Origin of the sequence: Rickettsia endosymbiont of Urophora cardui (genome assembly GCF_964030725.1) — a bacterium.
GTDB lineage: Bacteria > Pseudomonadota > Alphaproteobacteria > Rickettsiales > Rickettsiaceae > Rickettsia.
Map to the genome: position 1 here is coordinate 246,590 of NZ_CAXIPY010000004.1, position 17,580 is coordinate 264,169.

The following is a 17,580-nucleotide window of genomic DNA, read 5'->3' on the forward strand; positions in this document are numbered from 1 at the left end:
ATAAAATGAGCCATAGCTTCATTCCAATTGGGGATAGGCATAGACCATTTTTTGAGTCTTTTGCAATGATTGTGTAAATTTTTGTTGAGCCTATATTAGAAGTAATTAAAAATATAGGTAACAGAAATGCAAATAGAGAAGAATAAAAAAATAAATGAAGCAATAGATTTGCTGATAGAAGGCGGAGTAGATTTAAAAACAGTACTAAGTCAGAATGGATTAATTAAGGAATTAACCAAGGGTATTTTAGAGCGAGCACTGCATGCTGAGATGTCAGAACATTTAGGTTATAGCAAGTATGATAGAGCTGAAACTGAGAATGCGAGGAATGGTAGTTTTAGTAAGAATCTGATTAGTGAGAATGGTACTATAGAGATAAATGTTCCAAGAGACAGACAAGGTAAATTTGAACCTATAATAGTCTCAAAGAAACAAACAAGAATAGATGGCTTAGACCAAAAGATAATATCCTTATATGCGAAGGGGGCTCTGTCTCATCAATTGTGTAAATTTCGTGAACCATTAAATTCTACCATCAAATTTGATCATAAAATGAGCCATAGCTTCATTCCAATTGGGGATAGGCATAGACCATTTTTTGGTAATATAATCAATTGTCAGATATAAAACCTTAAATACTGCGTCATCATTTGGAAAGATGCGTTTATTCTTAGTAACTTTTCTCAATTGGCTATTCAGCGATTCTATCGCATTTGTAGTGTAAATAATCTTACGAATCTCCTTTGGATATTGCAAGAAAATTATCAAATTATCCCAATTATTATACCAAGATTTAGCTATATGCGGATATTGCTTACTCCATTTTTGATCAAATGACTCAAGAGCTAATTCTGCTTCTTTTTCAGTAGCAGAAGTATAGATTAGTTTCAAATCCGCTGCTAATTGCTTTCTATCTTTATATGATACATATTTGAGGCTATTCCTGATCTGATGGACAATACAAATTTGATGTTCAGTTTTCGGATATACTGATGCAATAGCATCAGACATACCAGTTAGATTATCACTACAAGCAATTAAGATATCTTTTACTCCTCGATTCTTCATTTCAGTAAAATTGAGTCTTTTGCAATGATTGTGTAAATTTTTGTTGAGCCTATATTAGAAGTAATTAAAAATATAGGTAACAGAAATGCAAATAGAGAAGAATAAAAAAATAAATGAAGCAATAGATTTGCTGATAGAAGGTTGAGTAGATTTAAAAACAGTACTAAGTCAGAATGGATTAATTAAGGAATTAACCAAGGGTATTTTAGAGCGAGCACTGCATGCTGAGATGTCAGAACATTTAGGTTATAGCAAGTATGATAGAGCTGAAACTGAGAATGCGAGGAATGGTAGTTTTAGTAAGAATCTGATTAGTGAGAATGGTACTATAGAGCTAAATGTTCCAAGAGACAGACAAGGTAAATTTGAACCTATAATAGTCTCAAAGAAACAAACAAGAATAGATGGCTTAGACCAAAAGATAATATCCTTATATGCGAAGGGTATGAGTGTGTCTGATATTAAAACACAATTGCAAGAATTATATGGAGCTGAGATCAGTGAGAGCCTAATCAGCAGGATTACAGATGAAGTAATAGATGAGGTCAAGATTTGGCAGAGTAGACCTCTTGAATCAGTATACCCTATAGTATATTTTGACTGTTTAGTAGTGAAAGTAAGACAAGATAAACTTATTATTAATAAATCAGTATATGTAGCTTTAGGAATAGATTTATCTGGCAGAAAGGATATTTTAGGCTTATGGATAAGTGAGAATGAAGGAGCTAAATTTTGGCTTGGTAATTTTACTGAAATGAAGAATCGAGGAGTAAAAGATATCTTAATTGCTTGTAGTGATAATCTAACTGGTATGTCTGATGCTATTGCATCAGTATATCCGAAAACTGAACATCAAATTTGTATTGTCCATCAGATCAGGAATAGCCTCAAATATGTATCATATAAATATAATGGACTAATGGTATGGACCTCCTGATATAGAGAATGAAAAGCAGTTGCTAATCTTCTAGGGTTAATATTTAACATATTAAAACAACAATTAAGGAGGTCCATATGGAGGTTACTACAATTGGTATAGATATTGCAAAAAGAATTTTTCAAATTCATGGTGTAGATAAAAATGGCAAGACAGTATTAAAGAAAAAATTGATGAGAGATCAGGTTTTGACATTTATGGCTAATTTACCACAATGTTTAGTAGGGATGGAAGCTTGTGGTGGTTCTAGTTATTGGGCAAGAGAAATAACTAAATTAGGGCATGAAGTAAAACTAATGGCACCGCAATTTGTCAAACCATATGTTAAAACTAATAAAAATGATCAAGCAGATGCTGAAGCGATATGTGAAGCCGTGACAAGACCTAATATGAGATTTGTTGCAATTAAAACTATAGAGCAACAAGAAATTTTATCAATACATAGGGTAAGAGAGAGATTGGTAAAAAATCGTACAGCACTTGCTAATGAAATTAGGGGGCTACTACATGAGTTTGGTTTTATTGTTCCTCAAGGCATTAATAAGGTTATCACAAAATTAATTGAGATTTTAGATGCAGGGAAATTAAGCCAGTTAAGTTATCAAACATTTAGTGAACTAAAAGAAGAATTCTTAGATAATAACAGAAAAATAAAAGAGATAGAAAAACGATTAACAATGATAGCAAGTAACCTAACTCAATATCAACGATTAAGAGCTATACCTGGTCTTGGTTTAATTACTGCTACTGCTTTAATAGCATCAATAGGTAATGCTACAAGTTTTGAGAATGGCAGGCAATTATCGGCATGGCTAGGATTAGTGCCAAGACAACATTCAAGTGGTGGGAAGGATAAGCTGCTGGGAATTAGCAAGCGAGGTGATGTATACTTACGCACTTTATTAATTCAAGGGGCTAGAGCTGTACTAAATGCCAAGATAAGATTTACATCGGAAGAACAGAAATCTAAAAAAGATTTTAGCCAATTTACGAAATGGATGTTTAATTTATCTGAGCGAAGTAGCCATAATAAAACGACAGTTGCCATAGCTAATAAGTTGGCAAGAGTGGTGTTTGCTGTACTAAGATCAGGAGATGATTATGTAGAGAGTAAAGTTTGTAGCTAAAGAGTGTGTAGCATAGCACTTATAAGTAAAATAAATGGTGATTTATATAATGAATAGGTAAAAGCAAAACAATATGTAAGAGATTCCAACCCGAAATATGCTTGAGATAATTAATATTGATGGTAAATAAGACAAACCTTAGCTTACAAAAAAACTGCGTTTTTCAGTGGCTCTTTTAGAAGCCGATGGACTGATAAGTATATAGTTTGTAAGCCAGCGAATTCCATCAGGGCTGTAGAATAAATTAGGTTGATTTATCAGCTATAAGCCGGATACATGACTGCATTTGTTTGTTTTTATTATTGATGTTATTTTTTTCTTGCATTCTACAGGAGGTCCATACATGAAAAAATTGGACAAAAAAATGAAGGAGTGTGTTTCCGCAATAAGTTAGAATAAATAGCAATAAACTTAAGAGGAAAGATGAAGAAAAATAAAGTAAAAATTTTCAGTGCTTCAGAAAAAACGGGGATAGTATTAGAATTAATAAAAGAGGAGTCGACACTTGGTCAGTTAGCTTCAAAATATGCAATAAGTGTTAAAACAATTCAAAATTGGAAAAAACAGTTTTTAGGTAATGCGGCATTAGCTTTTGAACCAGCTAAAGTTTTGAGTGAATATCAAGAACAAATAAATCATTTACAAGAGCAAAATGATGAACTTGCTAAAGCTCTTGGTAGAATCACAGTTGAGAGGGACTGGGCCGTGGGAAAGCTCAAAAGCTTGGATTTATCAAATAAAAAGAGTCTTGTACACTCCAAGCTAAATCAACTCTCAAAATCAAGACAGTGTGAACTATTAAAGATTAGTCGATCTACAGCCTACTATAAATCCAAGGAGATGAGTATAAATAAATTAAGTATTTTAAATAGAATAGATGAAATATATACAGATAATCCTGAATTTGGTTATCGCTATATTCATCAACAGTTACTAGAAGATGGTTTTATTGTCGGTAAAGATCGAGTACTGAAATATATGAGGATGATGGGTATAGAAGCTATTTACCCACATAAGAAAAAATCTACTTCTCGAAACGATAGTGAGCATAAGATCTATAGCTACTTACTTGATCAATATTGGACTAAATCTGGCTCAACAAAGCAAGTGTATGTGCCTAATGTGAATGAGGTTTGGAGTGGTGACATTACTTACATTAGAACTAATGGTGGCTTTATGTATATGGCAGCTATTATAGATTGGCATAGCAAGGCCATATTGAGCTATAAACTGTCAAATTCTATGGATGCATCTCTTGTAACTGATGTCTTGAAACAAGCTCTCAGTAAGTATAACGCTCCACAGATATTTAATAGTGATCAAGGTAGCCAATATACCAGTTATGACCACATAAATATTCTCAAGGAGCATGATATCCAAATTTCAATGAATGGCAAAGGTAGAAGTATTGATAATATAGTAATAGAAAGGTTTTTTAGAACTTTAAAATATAATTGTATCTTTATTAATGATTTTAACAATGTTAAAGAGTTAAAAGATGGGATTGATCATTATCTGAATAAGATAGTGGACTGAAAAATCAAGACAAAAAAATGAGTAGTATGTTTTCCTAATTTTTCGATTATCAGGCAGCAATTTGCTGATAATTTTGCATATAATTCAGATATACATTCATAGGCTTTTTATAACCAATACTTGAATGAAATCTGTGATAATTATATTTATTCAGATAATGATCAATCCCCTCTTTTAACTCTTTAACATTGTTAAAATCATTAATAAAGATACAATTATATTTTAAAGTTCTAAAAAACCTTTCTATTACTATATTATCAATACTTCTACCTTGGCCATTCATTGAAATTTGGATATCATGCTCCTTGAGAATATTTATGTGGTCATAACTGGTATATTGGCTACCTTGATCACTATTAAATATCTGTGGAGCGTTATACTTACTGAGAGCTTGTTTCAAGACATCAGTTACAAGAGATGCATCCATAGAATTTGACAGTTTATAGCTCAATATGGCCTTGCTATGCCAATCTATAATAGCTGCCATATACATAAAGCCACCATTAGTTCTAATGTAAGTAATGTCACCACTCCAAACCTCATTCACATTAGGCACATACACTTGCTTTGTTGAGCCAGATTTAGTCCAATATTGATCAAGTAAGTAGCTATAGATCTTATGCTCACTATCGTTTCGAGAAGTAGATTTTTTCTTATGTGGGTAAATAGCTTCTATACCCATCATCCTCATATATTTCAGTACTCGATCTTTACCGACAATAAAACCATCTTCTAGTAACTGTTGATGAATATAGCGATAACCAAATTCAGGATTATCTGTATATATTTCATCTATTCTATTTAAAATACTTAATTTATTTATACTCATCTCCTTGGATTTATAGTAGGCTGTAGATCGACTAATCTTTAATAGTTCACACTGTCTTGATTTTGAGAGTTGATTTAGCTTGGAGTGTACAAGACTCTTTTTATTTGATAAATCCAAGCTTTTGAGCTTTCCCACGGCCCAGTCCCTCTCAACTGTGATTCTACCAAGAGCTTTAGCAAGCTCATCATTTTGCTCTTGTAAATGATTTATTTGTTCTTGATATTCACTCAAAACTTTAGCTGGTTCAAAAGCTAATGCCGCATTACCTAAAAACTGTTTTTTCCAATTTTGAATTGTTTTAACACTTATTGCATATTTTGAAGCTAACTGACCAAGTGTCGACTCCTCTTTTATTAATTCTAATACTATCCCCGTTTTTTCTGAAGCACTGAAAATTTTTACTTTATTTTTCTTCATCTTTCCTCTTAAGTTTATTGCTATTTATTCTAACTTATTGCGGAAACACACTCCTTCATTTTTTTGTCCAATTTTTTTAGTCCATTATATAAATATAATTATCACAGATTTCATTCAAGTATTGGTTATAAAAAGCCTATGAATGTATATCTGAATTATATGCAAAATTATCAGCAAATTGCTGCCTGATAATCGAAAAATTAGGAAAACATACTACTCATTTTTTTGTCTTGATTTTTCATGTATGGACCTCCTGTAGAATGCAAGAAAAAAATAACATCAATAATAAAAACAAACAAATGCAGTCATGTATCCGGCTTATAGCTGATAAATCAACCTAATTTATTCTACAGCCCTGATGGAATTCGCTGGCTTACAAACTATATACTTATCAGTCCATCGGCTTCTAAAAGAGCCACTGAAAAACGCAGTTTTTTTGTAAGCTAAGGTTTGTCTTATTTACCATCAATATTAATTATCTCAAGCATATTTCGGGTTGGAATCTCTTACATATTGTTTTGCTTTTACCTATTCATTATATAAATCACCATTTATTTTACTTATAAGTGCTATGCTACACACTCTTTAGCTACAAACTTTACTCTCTACATAATCATCTCCTGATCTTAGTACAGCAAACACCACTCTTGCCAACTTATTAGCTATGGCAACTGTCGTTTTATTATGGCTACTTCGCTCAGATAAATTAAACATCCATTTCGTAAATTGGCTAAAATCTTTTTTAGATTTCTGTTCTTCCGATGTAAATCTTATCTTGGCATTTAGTACAGCTCTAGCCCCTTGAATTAATAAAGTGCGTAAGTATACATCACCTCGCTTGCTAATTCCCAGCAGCTTATCCTTCCCACCACTTGAATGTTGTCTTGGCACTAATCCTAGCCATGCCGATAATTGCCTGCCATTCTCAAAACTTGTAGCATTACCTATTGATGCTATTAAAGCAGTAGCAGTAATTAAACCAAGACCAGGTATAGCTCTTAATCGTTGATATTGAGTTAGGTTACTTGCTATCATTGTTAATCGTTTTTCTATCTCTTTTATTTTTCTGTTATTATCTAAGAATTCTTCTTTTAGTTCACTAAATGTTTGATAACTTAACTGGCTTAATTTCCCTGCATCTAAAATCTCAATTAATTTTGTGATAACCTTATTAATGCCTTGAGGAACAATAAAACCAAACTCATGTAGTAGCCCCCTAATTTCATTAGCAAGTGCTGTACGATTTTTTACCAATCTCTCTCTTACCCTATGTATTGATAAAATTTCTTGTTGCTCTATAGTTTTAATTGCAACAAATCTCATATTAGGTCTTGTCACGGCTTCACATATCGCTTCAGCATCTGCTTGATCATTTTTATTAGTTTTAACATATGGTTTGACAAATTGCGGTGCCATTAGTTTTACTTCATGCCCTAATTTAGTTATTTCTCTTGCCCAATAACTAGAACCACCACAAGCTTCCATCCCTACTAAACATTGTGGTAAATTAGCCATAAATGTCAAAACCTGATCTCTCATCAATTTTTTCTTTAATACTGTCTTGCCATTTTTATCTACACCATGAATTTGAAAAATTCTTTTTGCAATATCTATACCAATTGTAGTAACCTCCATATGGACCTCCTTAATTGTTGTTTTAATATGTTAAATATTAACCCTAGAAGATTAGCAACTGCTTTTCATTCTCTATATCAGGAGGTCCATACCATTAGTCCACTATCAAAGATAGAAAGCAATTAGCAGCGGATTTGAAACTAATCTATACTTCTGCTACTGAAAAAGAAGCAGAATTAGCTCTTGAGTCATTTGATCAAAAATGGAGTAAGCAATATCCGCATATAGCTAGTCTATCCGCCAAAAACACTTCAAATCCTGATCATTTGTAATGGGATAGAGTTTTGACAACAAATTGCTAAGATTTTCAATAAAAATTAATAAGTTATGTTAATTTTTACTGATACATTTCTGTGTTGGTCTAATTTTGATATGGAGCTATTGTTAACGATTTTTTATCGTTCATCTAGTTTTTGCATGATGATATTTTTGATTTATGTGGAGTTAGACACGATTTGTAAATGATTTGCAATGCATCGTAAATTCAAACCAATAGCAGAGATTATTGGATTGATAATATCTCCTATCATACCTTTCAAGAAGTTTCTACCCATCCGACCATATTGCTTTAAGTGACCTATTATTGGTTCTATGGCACTGCGTCTCTTGATCATAGACTTGTCCTCTTGTAACAACTTCTTCCGCGTTTTTGGGGTATATACCTTACTCTTCTCCTTTACATTGCTACCACTATACCCAAGATCAACAAATGATTTCTTTATCTTGATTCCAGTGACACTCTCTACTGCTTCAAAGCTCTGATGCAATGTATGACCATCATAAGGATTATTATGAAACGATTTTGCGGATAAAACAAAATTTCTACGACCACTTACTACTACCGCTACTTTATTGCCAAACTCATATGGCTTGTTGCGTTTTCCCTTTCCTATACACTCTACTTCAGGGGCATGAAAACTATATAATACTTTGTTATCTTTTCTTTATATTGCTTTTTAGCTTCTCTTTTTAAAACAGATTGGTTATGTATTTGTTTTATTTTTTGCAATACTTCTTGATTTTTGAGAGACAAGTTTAATTGCTTATTTTTGATCTCACGCTCACATACTCTAATCAAACGACCCAGTAATATTTTTAAATGCTTCATTATTTTCCAACGCTTCTTGGCTTTACTATGTTCTTTATATTTCCATAGCTTTACTATATCGCGTTTATAGGTTCTAGCGTATGTTTCATTCAAATGTATACCCAAACTGTTGCAAAGCTTTACTATGCTAAGCCTAGCTTTATCCATTAAATAAACATCGTGTGGGTGTTTGATATTCTTAATTTGTACAGTCGTATCAGCGATGATTAATTCCAAATCTTTTTTTTTAATTGTGTTAGTTTTTATCCCAACCCTGATCAACTCCGATAATATCTCATTATATCCAGCTTCACCTAATACACTACGAAACCGTCGTATACTAGTTTCCGAGATAGCTATGTCTTTTTCTATATATTCCCACCCGCAGAAATACTGCCAATACATATTCTCTTTTAGCTCTTCCTCTGATAATGAATCTGAAAAATTATACATTGCTTGTAGCATCGTTATGCCAAGCATCACTCTATGACATTTTCTATTTCTACCAAATTTCTTAATACAAACATTTTTTGATAACCACTCTTCGAGCCTAGACCAATTTATTAATTCTCTTAATTTATATAGCTTATTATTTGGGTTTAATTCTTCTTTTAATTTATAACCAAACAGTTTCCCTTGTTCTTGCGATTTGATAATGTTGTCTATTGGCATTGACTGAAATCCATAAGGTTTATGACCATATTTTATCATTTTCTTACGGATTGTTATATTACTTCTTGTCTTAAAACCATATTATCTATAAGGCTTGTAGAGTTTTGGCGGACGGACTAGCTAAATCTTGGTATAATAATTGGGATAATTTGATAATTTTCTTGCAATATCCAAAGGAGATTCGTAAGATTATTTACACTACAAATGCGATAGAATCGCTGAATAGCCAATTGAGAAAAGTTACTAAGAATAAACGCATCTTTCCAAATGATGACGCAGTATTTAAGGTTTTATATCTGACAATTGATTATATTACCAAAAAATGGTCTATGCCTATCCCCAATTGGAATGAAGCTATGGCTCATTTTATGATCAAATTTGATGGTAGAATTTAATGGTTCACGAAATTTACACAATTGATGAGACAGAGCCGTAAAATTACCAAGCCAAAATTTAGCTCCTTCATTCTCACTTATCCATAAGCCTAAAATATCCTTTCTGCCAGATAAATCTATTCCTAAAGCTACATATACTGATTTATTAATAATAAGTTTATCTTGTCTTACTTTCACTACTAAACAGTCAAAATATACTATAGGGTATACTGATTCAAGAGGTCTACTCTGCCAAATCTTGACCTCATCTATTACTTCATCTGTAATCCTGCTGATTAGGCTCTCACTGATCTCAGCTCCATATAATTCTTGCAATTGTGTTTTAATATCAGACACACTCATACCCTTCGCATATAAGGATATTATCTTTTGGTCTAAGCCATCTATTCTTGTTTGTTTCTTTGAGACTATTATAGGTTCAAATTTACCTTGTCTGTCTCTTGGAACATTTAGCTCTATAGTACCATTCTCACTAATCAGATTCTTACTAAAACTACCATTCCTCGCATTCTCAGTTTCAGCTCTATCATACTTGCTATAACCTAAATGTTCTGACATCTCAGCATGCAGTGCTCGCTCTAAAATACCCTTGGTTAATTCCTTAATTAATCCATTCTGACTTAGTACTGTTTTTAAATCTACTCCACCTTCTATCAGCAAATCTATTGCTTCATTTATTTTTTTATTCTTCTCTATTTGCATTTCTGTTACCTATATTTTTAATTACTTCTAATATAGGCTCAACAAAAATTTACACAATCATTGCAAAAGACTCTAAATAGCTTCTATACCCATCATCCTCATATATTTCAGTACTCGATCTTTACCGACAATAAAACCATCTTCTAGTAACTGTTGATGAATATAGCGATAACCAAATTCAGGATTATCTGTATATATTTCATCTATTCTATTTAAAATACTTAATTTATTTATACTCATCTCCTTGGATTTATAGTAGGCTGTAGATCGACTAATCTTTAATAGTTCACACTGTCTTGATTTTGAGAGTTGATTTAGCTTGGAGTGTACAAGACTCTTTTTATTTGATAAATCCAAGCTTTTGAGCTTTCCCACGGCCCAGTCCCTCTCAACTGTGATTCTACCAAGAGCTTTAGCAAGTTCATCATTTTGCTCTTGTAAATGATTTATTTGTGCTTGATATTCACTCAAAACTTTAGCTGGTTCAAAAGCTAATGCCGCATTACCTAAAAACTGTTTTTTCCAATTTTGAATTGTTTTAACACTTATTGCATATTTTGAAGCTAACTGACCAAGTGTCGACTCCTCTTTTATTAATTCTAATACTATCCCCGTTTTTTCTGAAGCACTGAAAATTTTTACTTTATTTTTCTTCATCTTTCCTCTTAAGTTTATTGCTATTTATTCTAACTTATTGCGGAAACACACTCCTTCATTTTTTTGTCCAATTTTTTCATGTATGGACCTCCTGTAGAATGCAAGAAAAAAATAACATCAATAATAAAAACAAACAAATGCAGTCATGTATCCGGCTTATAGCTGATAAATCAACCTAATTTATTCTACAGCCCTGATGGAATTCGCTGGCTTACAAACTATATACTTATCAGTCCATCGGCTTCTAAAAGAGCCACTGAAAAACGCAGTTTTTTTGTAAGCTAAGGTTTGTCTTATTTACCATCAATATTAATTATCTCAAGCATATTTCGGGTTGGAATCTCTTACATATTGTTTTGCTTTTACCTATTCATTATATAAATCACCATTTATTTTACTTATAAGTGCTATGCTACACACTCTTTAGCTACAAACTTTACTCTCTACATAATCATCTCCTGATCTTAGTACAGCAAACACCACTCTTGCCAACTTATTAGCTATGGCAACTGTCGTTTTATTATGGCTACTTCGCTCAGATAAATTAAACATCCATTTCGTAAATTGGCTAAAATCTTTTTTAGATTTCTGTTCTTCCGATGTAAATCTTATCTTGGCATTTAGTACAGCTCTAGCCCCTTGAATTAATAAAGTGCGTAAGTATACATCACCTCGCTTGCTAATTCCCAGCAGCTTATCCTTCCCACCACTTGAATGTTGTCTTGGCACTAATCCTAGCCATGCCGATAATTGCCTGCCATTCTCAAAACTTGTAGCATTACCTATTGATGCTATTAAAGCAGTAGCAGTAATTAAACCAAGACCAGGTATAGCTCTTAATCGTTGATATTGAGTTAGGTTACTTGCTATCATTGTTAATCGTTTTTCTATCTCTTTTATTTTTCTGTTATTATCTAAGAATTCTTCTTTTAGTTCACTAAATGTTTGATAACTTAACTGGCTTAATTTCCCTGCATCTAAAATCTCAATTAATTTTGTGATAACCTTATTAATGCCTTGAGGAACAATAAAACCAAACTCATGTAGTAGCCCCCTAATTTCATTAGCAAGTGCTGTACGATTTTTTACCAATCTCTCTCTTACCCTATGTATTGATAAAATTTCTTGTTGCTCTATAGTTTTAATCTCTCAGGGTTTAATTCCCCGAAGCTCTGCTTCGTGATATCATAAGAAACAACTAAAACTTTTTTAGATACCTCGTAGCTCTGCTGCGAGGAGCATCATTTGCAACAAATCTCATATTAGGTCTTGTCACGGCTTCACATATCGCTTCAGCATCTGCTTGATCATTTTTATTAGTTTTAACATATGGTTTGACAAATTGCGGTGCCATTAGTTTTACTTCATGCCCTAATTTAGTTATTTCTCTTGCCCAATAACTAGAACCACCACAAGCTTCCATCCCTACTAAACATTGTGGTAAATTAGCCATAAATGTCAAAACCTGATCTCTCATCAATTTTTTCTTTAATACTGTCTTGCCATTTTTATCTACACCATGAATTTGAAAAATTCTTTTTGCAATATCTATACCAATTGTAGTAACCTCCATATGGACCTCCTTAATTGTTGTTTTAATATGTTAAATATTAACCCTAGAAGATTAGCAACTGCTTTTCATTCTCTATATCAGGAGGTCCATACCATTAGTCCATTATACTGCAAATTCGGAGGTGCTAAAGTGTCTGCGAGATATAGCAAATATGCGTGTGCATGGAACAATAGGCGAAATACCTGCAGAAAGATTAAAGTTTGAAAGGAGTACTCTTCAACCACTACCATTGGATTATAGCGGTAGTCATCCTGCAGCACTAGAGATTATGGAAGATAAAAGGGAACGATTTTCTACAGTTTCCTTACAACATTCCCTCTGCATATACCAAAGTATACTGGAGGCATTATGAACCTGCAGCACCAACGTATAGAAGAGCTGTGCCGCTCTTTAAACCTTATTCCTGAAGTTTTGACAAAATCCTTTCCATAAGGAGAAATGTATTCCAATTTTTTTATACTTTTTTAGTAATAACAAAATTTATTTATTCTATTTGGGTACATAATGTGTCAAAAACTGTAGCAATTTTGTCTAATATTGCTGGTTTATACTTACTAATATTATTTGGTAATTCTAGCTTTTTATTAAATGAGGTTTTGGTAATTTGGTTACTTCCATCAAAACTTGATTTTATTGTAATTTCCAACTTACCGTGTTTATTACTTTTGCGTATTACTGGTGCAAATGGTTTGACCTGATGATTATTTCTAATATTTCTATGATCTGGTATCCCTCTGGATATAGACTTTTCTAATATTTCTTCAAGGGCAATTTGTGGCATAGATCTATAAACTTCACTTGGAGACAACATATTGCTATTGATTTTTTTATCCCATGCCCTTACTTTTCTTGCCTTAACTGAAGATTGTGCATGATACAATATGTTGTACGCTAGCATTACGAATAACATATAATCCTCATCTTTATTTGGATCATTCGTTTGAAATTTATCCATCAATAATTTTGACTTACCAAATTTAAAAAAATGCTCAATATCAAACCTTTGTCTATAGTATTCATATACTTCTTTACCACTGATTTTATCTTTTTGTTGGCCAGAAACACATAACCATAAATCTCTGTTATATTTCCTATTTCCTGATGCATCTAACACCTTAACCTGAATAAAATTCAGCGGTTTATCAGACATGATATGCTGTTTCTTGCCCTTGATTAGATAATTCTTAAATAGTGAAATACTAATTGATATGTCACCATTTTTTGTAGCCTTTACTACAGTTTCTTCTGTATCTGGAATCAGTAAATTATCAGAACTACTACAAGAAATCTTAGCTCCATAAGATCTTTTACGACCTCTTGTTTTTTGCTCCTCTATATATATTTTGTAAATACTGCGATTAATTCTTTGGCGGGTTATTGTTACCGTATTTGCTTCATTGTGCAGCGGGTGAATGAAAGATAGAGCGCTATAACCTGCATCACCTACTGTTATATTTAGAGCCTTTTGTGGTATTTGCTTAACAATTTTCATTATTTGTTTGCTACCTTTGCTATACTTATTCTCATCTGATTTTACTCTATTTATAGATATTGGTACAGACCATTTAGGCTGAGCACCGATGCAAACTACACTATATTCATAACCCGCAACTGGTCGGTTATTAGCATTCTGTCTAATATATGTACGATCAATTGCTTTCTTGGAATCTTTCTTGCTACTCACTGTAGTATCTATTTGCAGTAAGTTTTTACCCTCATTAATCAGTTTACTTATTAAGTATTTTTCTATATCTTCTCGAGTCTTAAAACGTTGCTCATCTCTTATATTTAATGATTCATCACGAGCACAGTAAAAATTCTCTATAGCTCTGTATACACTTGACCAACTACGCTGAAAATATTTATTAGTTGTTAATTCAACAACAGATCTTGCTTTAACGCTATCATTAGTTACTAGTGATAGTATTAATTCTAAAACCACATCTTGATTATAGGGGAAAATTTTTTATTTCTTGCAACATTTCTTGCATAATCATACACACTAAAAACCATTTTGTATTTGAGCGTATTTATATCATACTTTATAAGTTTGGTTATCTTTTTGTCAAAACTTCAGTTATTCAGATAGCTGAAAATTATTTTGATATTGCACAATCCTCTAGTAAAGAAGATTCAAGTTATACGGATTTCCTTGAGTCAATATTAAAAACAGAGCTGTTGGAACGACAGAATAGGAGTAAATCAATACTCACCAGAATGGCAGGTTTTCCTATTATTAAAACGCTGGATAATTTTGATTATGATTTTGCTACAGGAATAAAACGCAAGATTCTGGAAGGTCTAAGGTCTCTGTCTTTTGTAGAAAGACAGGAAAATATTATTCTACTTGGTCCTTCTGGAGTAGGAAAAACCCATATAGCTATTGCTCTTGGTTATGCAGCTACACAATGTGGCATCAAGACTAAATTTACAACAGCTGCAGATTTGATGCTTGTACTTAATGCTGGGCTAAATCAGGGAAACCTGGACTCCATATTCAAAAGAGTAATACTACCATATAAATTACTCATAATAGATGAGTTTGGGTATCTGCCGTTAAAACAGGAACAAGCTAATCTGTTATTTCAAGTTATAGCAAAGCGTTACGAAAAAGGGAGCATAATTCTTACAAGTAATCTTCCGTTTGGACAATGGCATAATAGTCTTGCTCAGGATAGTGCTCTTACAGCTGCTATCTTAGATCGTCTGCTTCACCACTCCACTATACTCAATATTAAAGGTGATAGTTTCAGGCTTAAGGATAAAAAGAAAGCTGGTCTTGTGCCAATAGAAATTATTAATAAACAGGAGGATAATTTTATGACTTAAATATCAGATAATTTTTTATGATGCTGTATCAATTTTCAACTGCTGCATATTAAAAATCTGTATCATTTTTCGACCGGTGTTGACATTTAACTTCGCATGAATATAGGTATAGTGCTTTAAGTACGGTATTAAAGATCATGGCAATACCATTAGTTGCTGTATCAAATGCAATCAAAATATTATCATGTGAAGTAGTAGCGGTTAAGGAAATGGTCAATATACCACTGATTCTTTTAAAAAAGATGGATCAAAATATTGCAAAAAAGATATTACAAGGCCTTGATGATACCAATGAAGCAGAGCTGCGAGATATAACAAATAATATATTAGAGCAGTGGAAGGAAGATAATGCTTTGATCCCACAGGAGGAGGAGAGTTTATTTACTCGTTTTAAAAACTATGTATGTGAAAATGTACCATTTATTGAATCTATTAGAAACTTTTGGGTAAATGGGGGAATACATTATAGTGTGGCACAACTAGAAGAGCAGCACTTAGTAAAGAAGATAACCAAGGAAATCTTTAAAACAGCCTATATTGCTGGCAAGGAGGCTATGGGCTTAAGGGAAAGTTCTATAATTAATTAAGCCAGATATAATCAATTTTTAATCTCTCAGGGTTTAATTCCCCGAAGCTCTGCTTCGTGATATCATAAGAAACAACTAAAACTTTTTTAGATGTAGAAGTTAAGATTTGATCTTACAGACACTATAAATTTTGCCCCTGATTGTCAGTTAAATTTTGACTGTCAGATACATATTCAAGATACAAGGTTCATTGATTAATTTCAAGACCTAAGAATACCGTCCGATCTTTAATGAGTATGTGAAGACTAATTGTTTGATCTCAACTACAGGGTTACATAGCCCTAAGATTTAATACGGCATATTAGTCTTCTTACTTAAGTGCCCTTAAGTATCTTATAGTTGTTTACTAAAGACAATACTAAGATACAAGATTATATCTTACATTTAGTAAAATAAATTAATTATTAAATGGAGATAAAGAATGAACTTAAATCAAAAAATAATAAAACCAAAATTAGGTTTACTTGAATTAGCTAAGAGCCTTGGTAGTATATCATCAGCATGTAAAGCGATGGGATATAGTAGAGATAGTTATTACAGATTTAAAGAACTGTATGAAACTGGTGGCGAAGAAGCGTTGTATGAAATTAGTCGAAGAAAGCCAATAATAGCGAATAGAGTTGATCCTGCTGTAGAGAAAGCAGTACTAGATATGGCAATAGAATATCCAGCATATGGTCAGCTAAGAGTATCAAATGAGCTTAAAAAGACAGGTGTACTTGTATCACCTGGGGGAGTAAGATCAATTTGGTTACGTAATGATTTAAACAACATCAGTAAAAGACTTAAAGCATTAGAAGCAAAAATGGCTCAAGATGGTATTGTGCTTACTGAGGCACAATTACAAGTGCTAGAGAAGCGTCGTAATGAAAAAGAAGCTCATGGAGAAATTGAGACACAGCATCCAGGGTATCTAGGATGCCAAGATACATATTATGTAGGCAACTTTAAGGGTATAGGTAAGGTTTATTCTCAGGTATTTATTGATAGCTACAGCAGAGTAGCTGATGTTAAACTATATACTGATAAAACAGCTTTAACTGCTGCTGATATGCTTAATGACCGAGTGTTACCATGGTATGAGACTCAAGGGATACCAATACTTCGTATTCTGACAGATCGTGGGTCAGAATATAAGGGGAATATAGAGCATCATGCTTTTGAATTATTTCTAAGTATCGAAGGTATAGAGCATACTACTACTAAAGCATATTCTCCTCAAACAAACGGTATGTGTGAGCGTTTTAATAAAACCATGAAACAAGAATTCTTTGATACAGCTATGCGGAAAAAGATTTATACAGCTCTTGATGACCTACAATTAGATCTTGATATCTGGCTAGAGTATTTCAATAATGAAAGACCTCATTCTGGTAAATATTGTTATGGAAAAACTCCTATGCAAACTTTTAAGGATAGTAAGAAATTAGCTGTTGAAAAGAATAATGAAATCTTGTATCTTGAATATGTATCTGACAGTCAAAATTTAACTGACAATCAGGGGCAAAATTTATAGTGTCTGTAAGATC

The 17,580-nt window shown here is 32.7% G+C and carries 13 protein-coding genes and 6 pseudogenes; 10 read left to right on the forward strand and 9 right to left on the reverse strand.

Translation table 11 applies throughout. From position 1 onward, the window contains the following. Nucleotides 1-132: 132 nt before the first annotated feature. Complete coding sequence (locus tag AAHI98_RS04395) at nt 133-627, forward strand: transposase (protein ID WP_458693692.1); 495 nt, start codon at nt 133-135, stop codon at nt 625-627. Here the strand turns inward: AAHI98_RS04395 and AAHI98_RS04400 are convergent. After that, nucleotides 523-1,071 (reverse strand): annotated as a pseudogene (locus tag AAHI98_RS04400) (IS256 family transposase); the annotation flags it as partial. The gene AAHI98_RS04395 and the pseudogene AAHI98_RS04400 sit on opposite strands and share 105 nt — an antisense overlap. A gap of 82 nt (nt 1,072-1,153) precedes the next feature. On the opposite strand from AAHI98_RS04400, the pseudogene AAHI98_RS04405 reads away from it, so the two are divergent. From AAHI98_RS04405 to AAHI98_RS04415, 3 genes and pseudogenes are all read left to right on the forward strand, one after another. Beyond that, nucleotides 1,154-1,975: pseudogene (locus AAHI98_RS04405) on the forward strand (IS256 family transposase); the annotation flags it as partial. Between the two features lie 107 nt (nt 1,976-2,082). Further along, nucleotides 2,083-3,132 carry an IS110 family RNA-guided transposase gene (locus tag AAHI98_RS04410; RefSeq protein WP_342224642.1) on the forward strand — a complete coding sequence of 350 codons (1,050 nt, stop codon included), beginning with the start codon at nt 2,083-2,085 and terminating at the stop codon, nt 3,130-3,132. Between the two features lie 423 nt (nt 3,133-3,555). Beyond that, the gene (locus tag AAHI98_RS04415; RefSeq protein ID WP_342225150.1) at nt 3,556-4,668 is read left to right on the forward strand and encodes an IS3 family transposase; all 1,113 of its coding nucleotides are present in this window, start codon (nt 3,556-3,558) and stop codon (nt 4,666-4,668) included. Nucleotides 4,669-4,717: 49 nt separating this feature from the next. Here the strand turns inward: AAHI98_RS04415 and AAHI98_RS04420 are convergent, their stop codons facing one another. Next, nucleotides 4,718-5,914, reverse strand: a complete 1,197-nt coding sequence (locus tag AAHI98_RS04420) for an IS3 family transposase (RefSeq protein WP_342224752.1) — start codon at nt 5,912-5,914, stop codon at nt 4,718-4,720. Nucleotides 5,915-5,977: 63 nt separating this feature from the next. Between AAHI98_RS04420 and AAHI98_RS04425 the strand changes: the two genes are divergently transcribed. Next, nucleotides 5,978-6,103, forward strand: a complete 126-nt coding sequence (locus tag AAHI98_RS04425; RefSeq protein WP_342225151.1) for a hypothetical protein — start codon at nt 5,978-5,980, stop codon at nt 6,101-6,103. Between the two features lie 396 nt (nt 6,104-6,499). Here the strand turns inward: AAHI98_RS04425 and AAHI98_RS04430 are convergent, their stop codons facing one another. Further along, entirely contained in the window at nt 6,500-7,549 is a 1,050-nt protein-coding gene (locus AAHI98_RS04430; protein WP_342224642.1) for an IS110 family RNA-guided transposase, read from the reverse strand. Between the two features lie 94 nt (nt 7,550-7,643). Between AAHI98_RS04430 and AAHI98_RS04435 the strand changes: the two are divergent. Then, nucleotides 7,644-7,779, forward strand: a pseudogene (locus AAHI98_RS04435) (transposase); the annotation flags it as partial. 204 nt (nt 7,780-7,983) lie between these two features. Here AAHI98_RS04435 and AAHI98_RS04440 read toward each other — a convergent pair. Beyond that, nucleotides 7,984-8,442 (reverse strand): transposase, encoded by a 459-nt coding sequence (locus tag AAHI98_RS04440; RefSeq protein WP_342224960.1) that lies wholly within the window; start codon nt 8,440-8,442, stop codon nt 7,984-7,986. A gap of 5 nt (nt 8,443-8,447) precedes the next feature. Continuing rightward, on the reverse strand, nt 8,448-9,347 hold the full coding sequence (locus tag AAHI98_RS04445) for a transposase (RefSeq protein WP_342225153.1): 900 nt from the start codon (nt 9,345-9,347) through the stop codon (nt 8,448-8,450). A 77-nt stretch (nt 9,348-9,424) separates the two neighbouring features. Between AAHI98_RS04445 and AAHI98_RS04450 the strand changes: the two are divergent. Beyond that, nucleotides 9,425-9,703: pseudogene (locus AAHI98_RS04450) on the forward strand (transposase); the annotation flags it as partial. A 21-nt stretch (nt 9,704-9,724) separates the two neighbouring features. On the opposite strand, the pseudogene AAHI98_RS04455 reads toward AAHI98_RS04450, so the two are convergent. The 4 genes and pseudogenes from AAHI98_RS04455 to AAHI98_RS04470 form a co-directional block, all read right to left on the reverse strand. After that, a pseudogene (locus tag AAHI98_RS04455) lies at nt 9,725-10,405 on the reverse strand (IS256 family transposase); the annotation flags it as partial. Between the two features lie 72 nt (nt 10,406-10,477). Next, on the reverse strand, nt 10,478-11,062 hold the full coding sequence (locus tag AAHI98_RS04460) for an IS3 family transposase (protein WP_342225156.1): 585 nt from the start codon (nt 11,060-11,062) through the stop codon (nt 10,478-10,480). 423 nt (nt 11,063-11,485) lie between these two features. Further along, nucleotides 11,486-12,635: pseudogene (locus AAHI98_RS04465) on the reverse strand (IS110 family RNA-guided transposase). 484 nt (nt 12,636-13,119) lie between these two features. After that, complete coding sequence (locus AAHI98_RS04470) at nt 13,120-14,577, reverse strand: transposase (protein ID WP_342224664.1); 1,458 nt, start codon at nt 14,575-14,577, stop codon at nt 13,120-13,122. Nucleotides 14,578-14,663: 86 nt separating this feature from the next. On the opposite strand from AAHI98_RS04470, the gene istB reads away from it, so the two are divergent. The 3 genes from istB (at nt 14,664) to AAHI98_RS04485 (ending at nt 17,567) form a co-directional block, all read left to right on the forward strand. Beyond that, nucleotides 14,664-15,464: an IS21-like element helper ATPase IstB gene (gene istB, locus AAHI98_RS04475; RefSeq protein WP_342225369.1), complete on the forward strand. Its 801-nt coding sequence runs from the start codon at nt 14,664-14,666 to the stop codon at nt 15,462-15,464. Nucleotides 15,465-15,601: 137 nt separating this feature from the next. Further along, nucleotides 15,602-16,051 (forward strand): hypothetical protein, encoded by a 450-nt coding sequence (locus AAHI98_RS04480; RefSeq protein WP_342225157.1) that lies wholly within the window; start codon nt 15,602-15,604, stop codon nt 16,049-16,051. A 421-nt stretch (nt 16,052-16,472) separates the two neighbouring features. Further along, nucleotides 16,473-17,567: an IS481 family transposase gene (locus AAHI98_RS04485; RefSeq protein ID WP_342224693.1), complete on the forward strand. Its 1,095-nt coding sequence runs from the start codon at nt 16,473-16,475 to the stop codon at nt 17,565-17,567. The last annotated feature ends 13 nt before the right edge of the window (nt 17,568-17,580 follow it).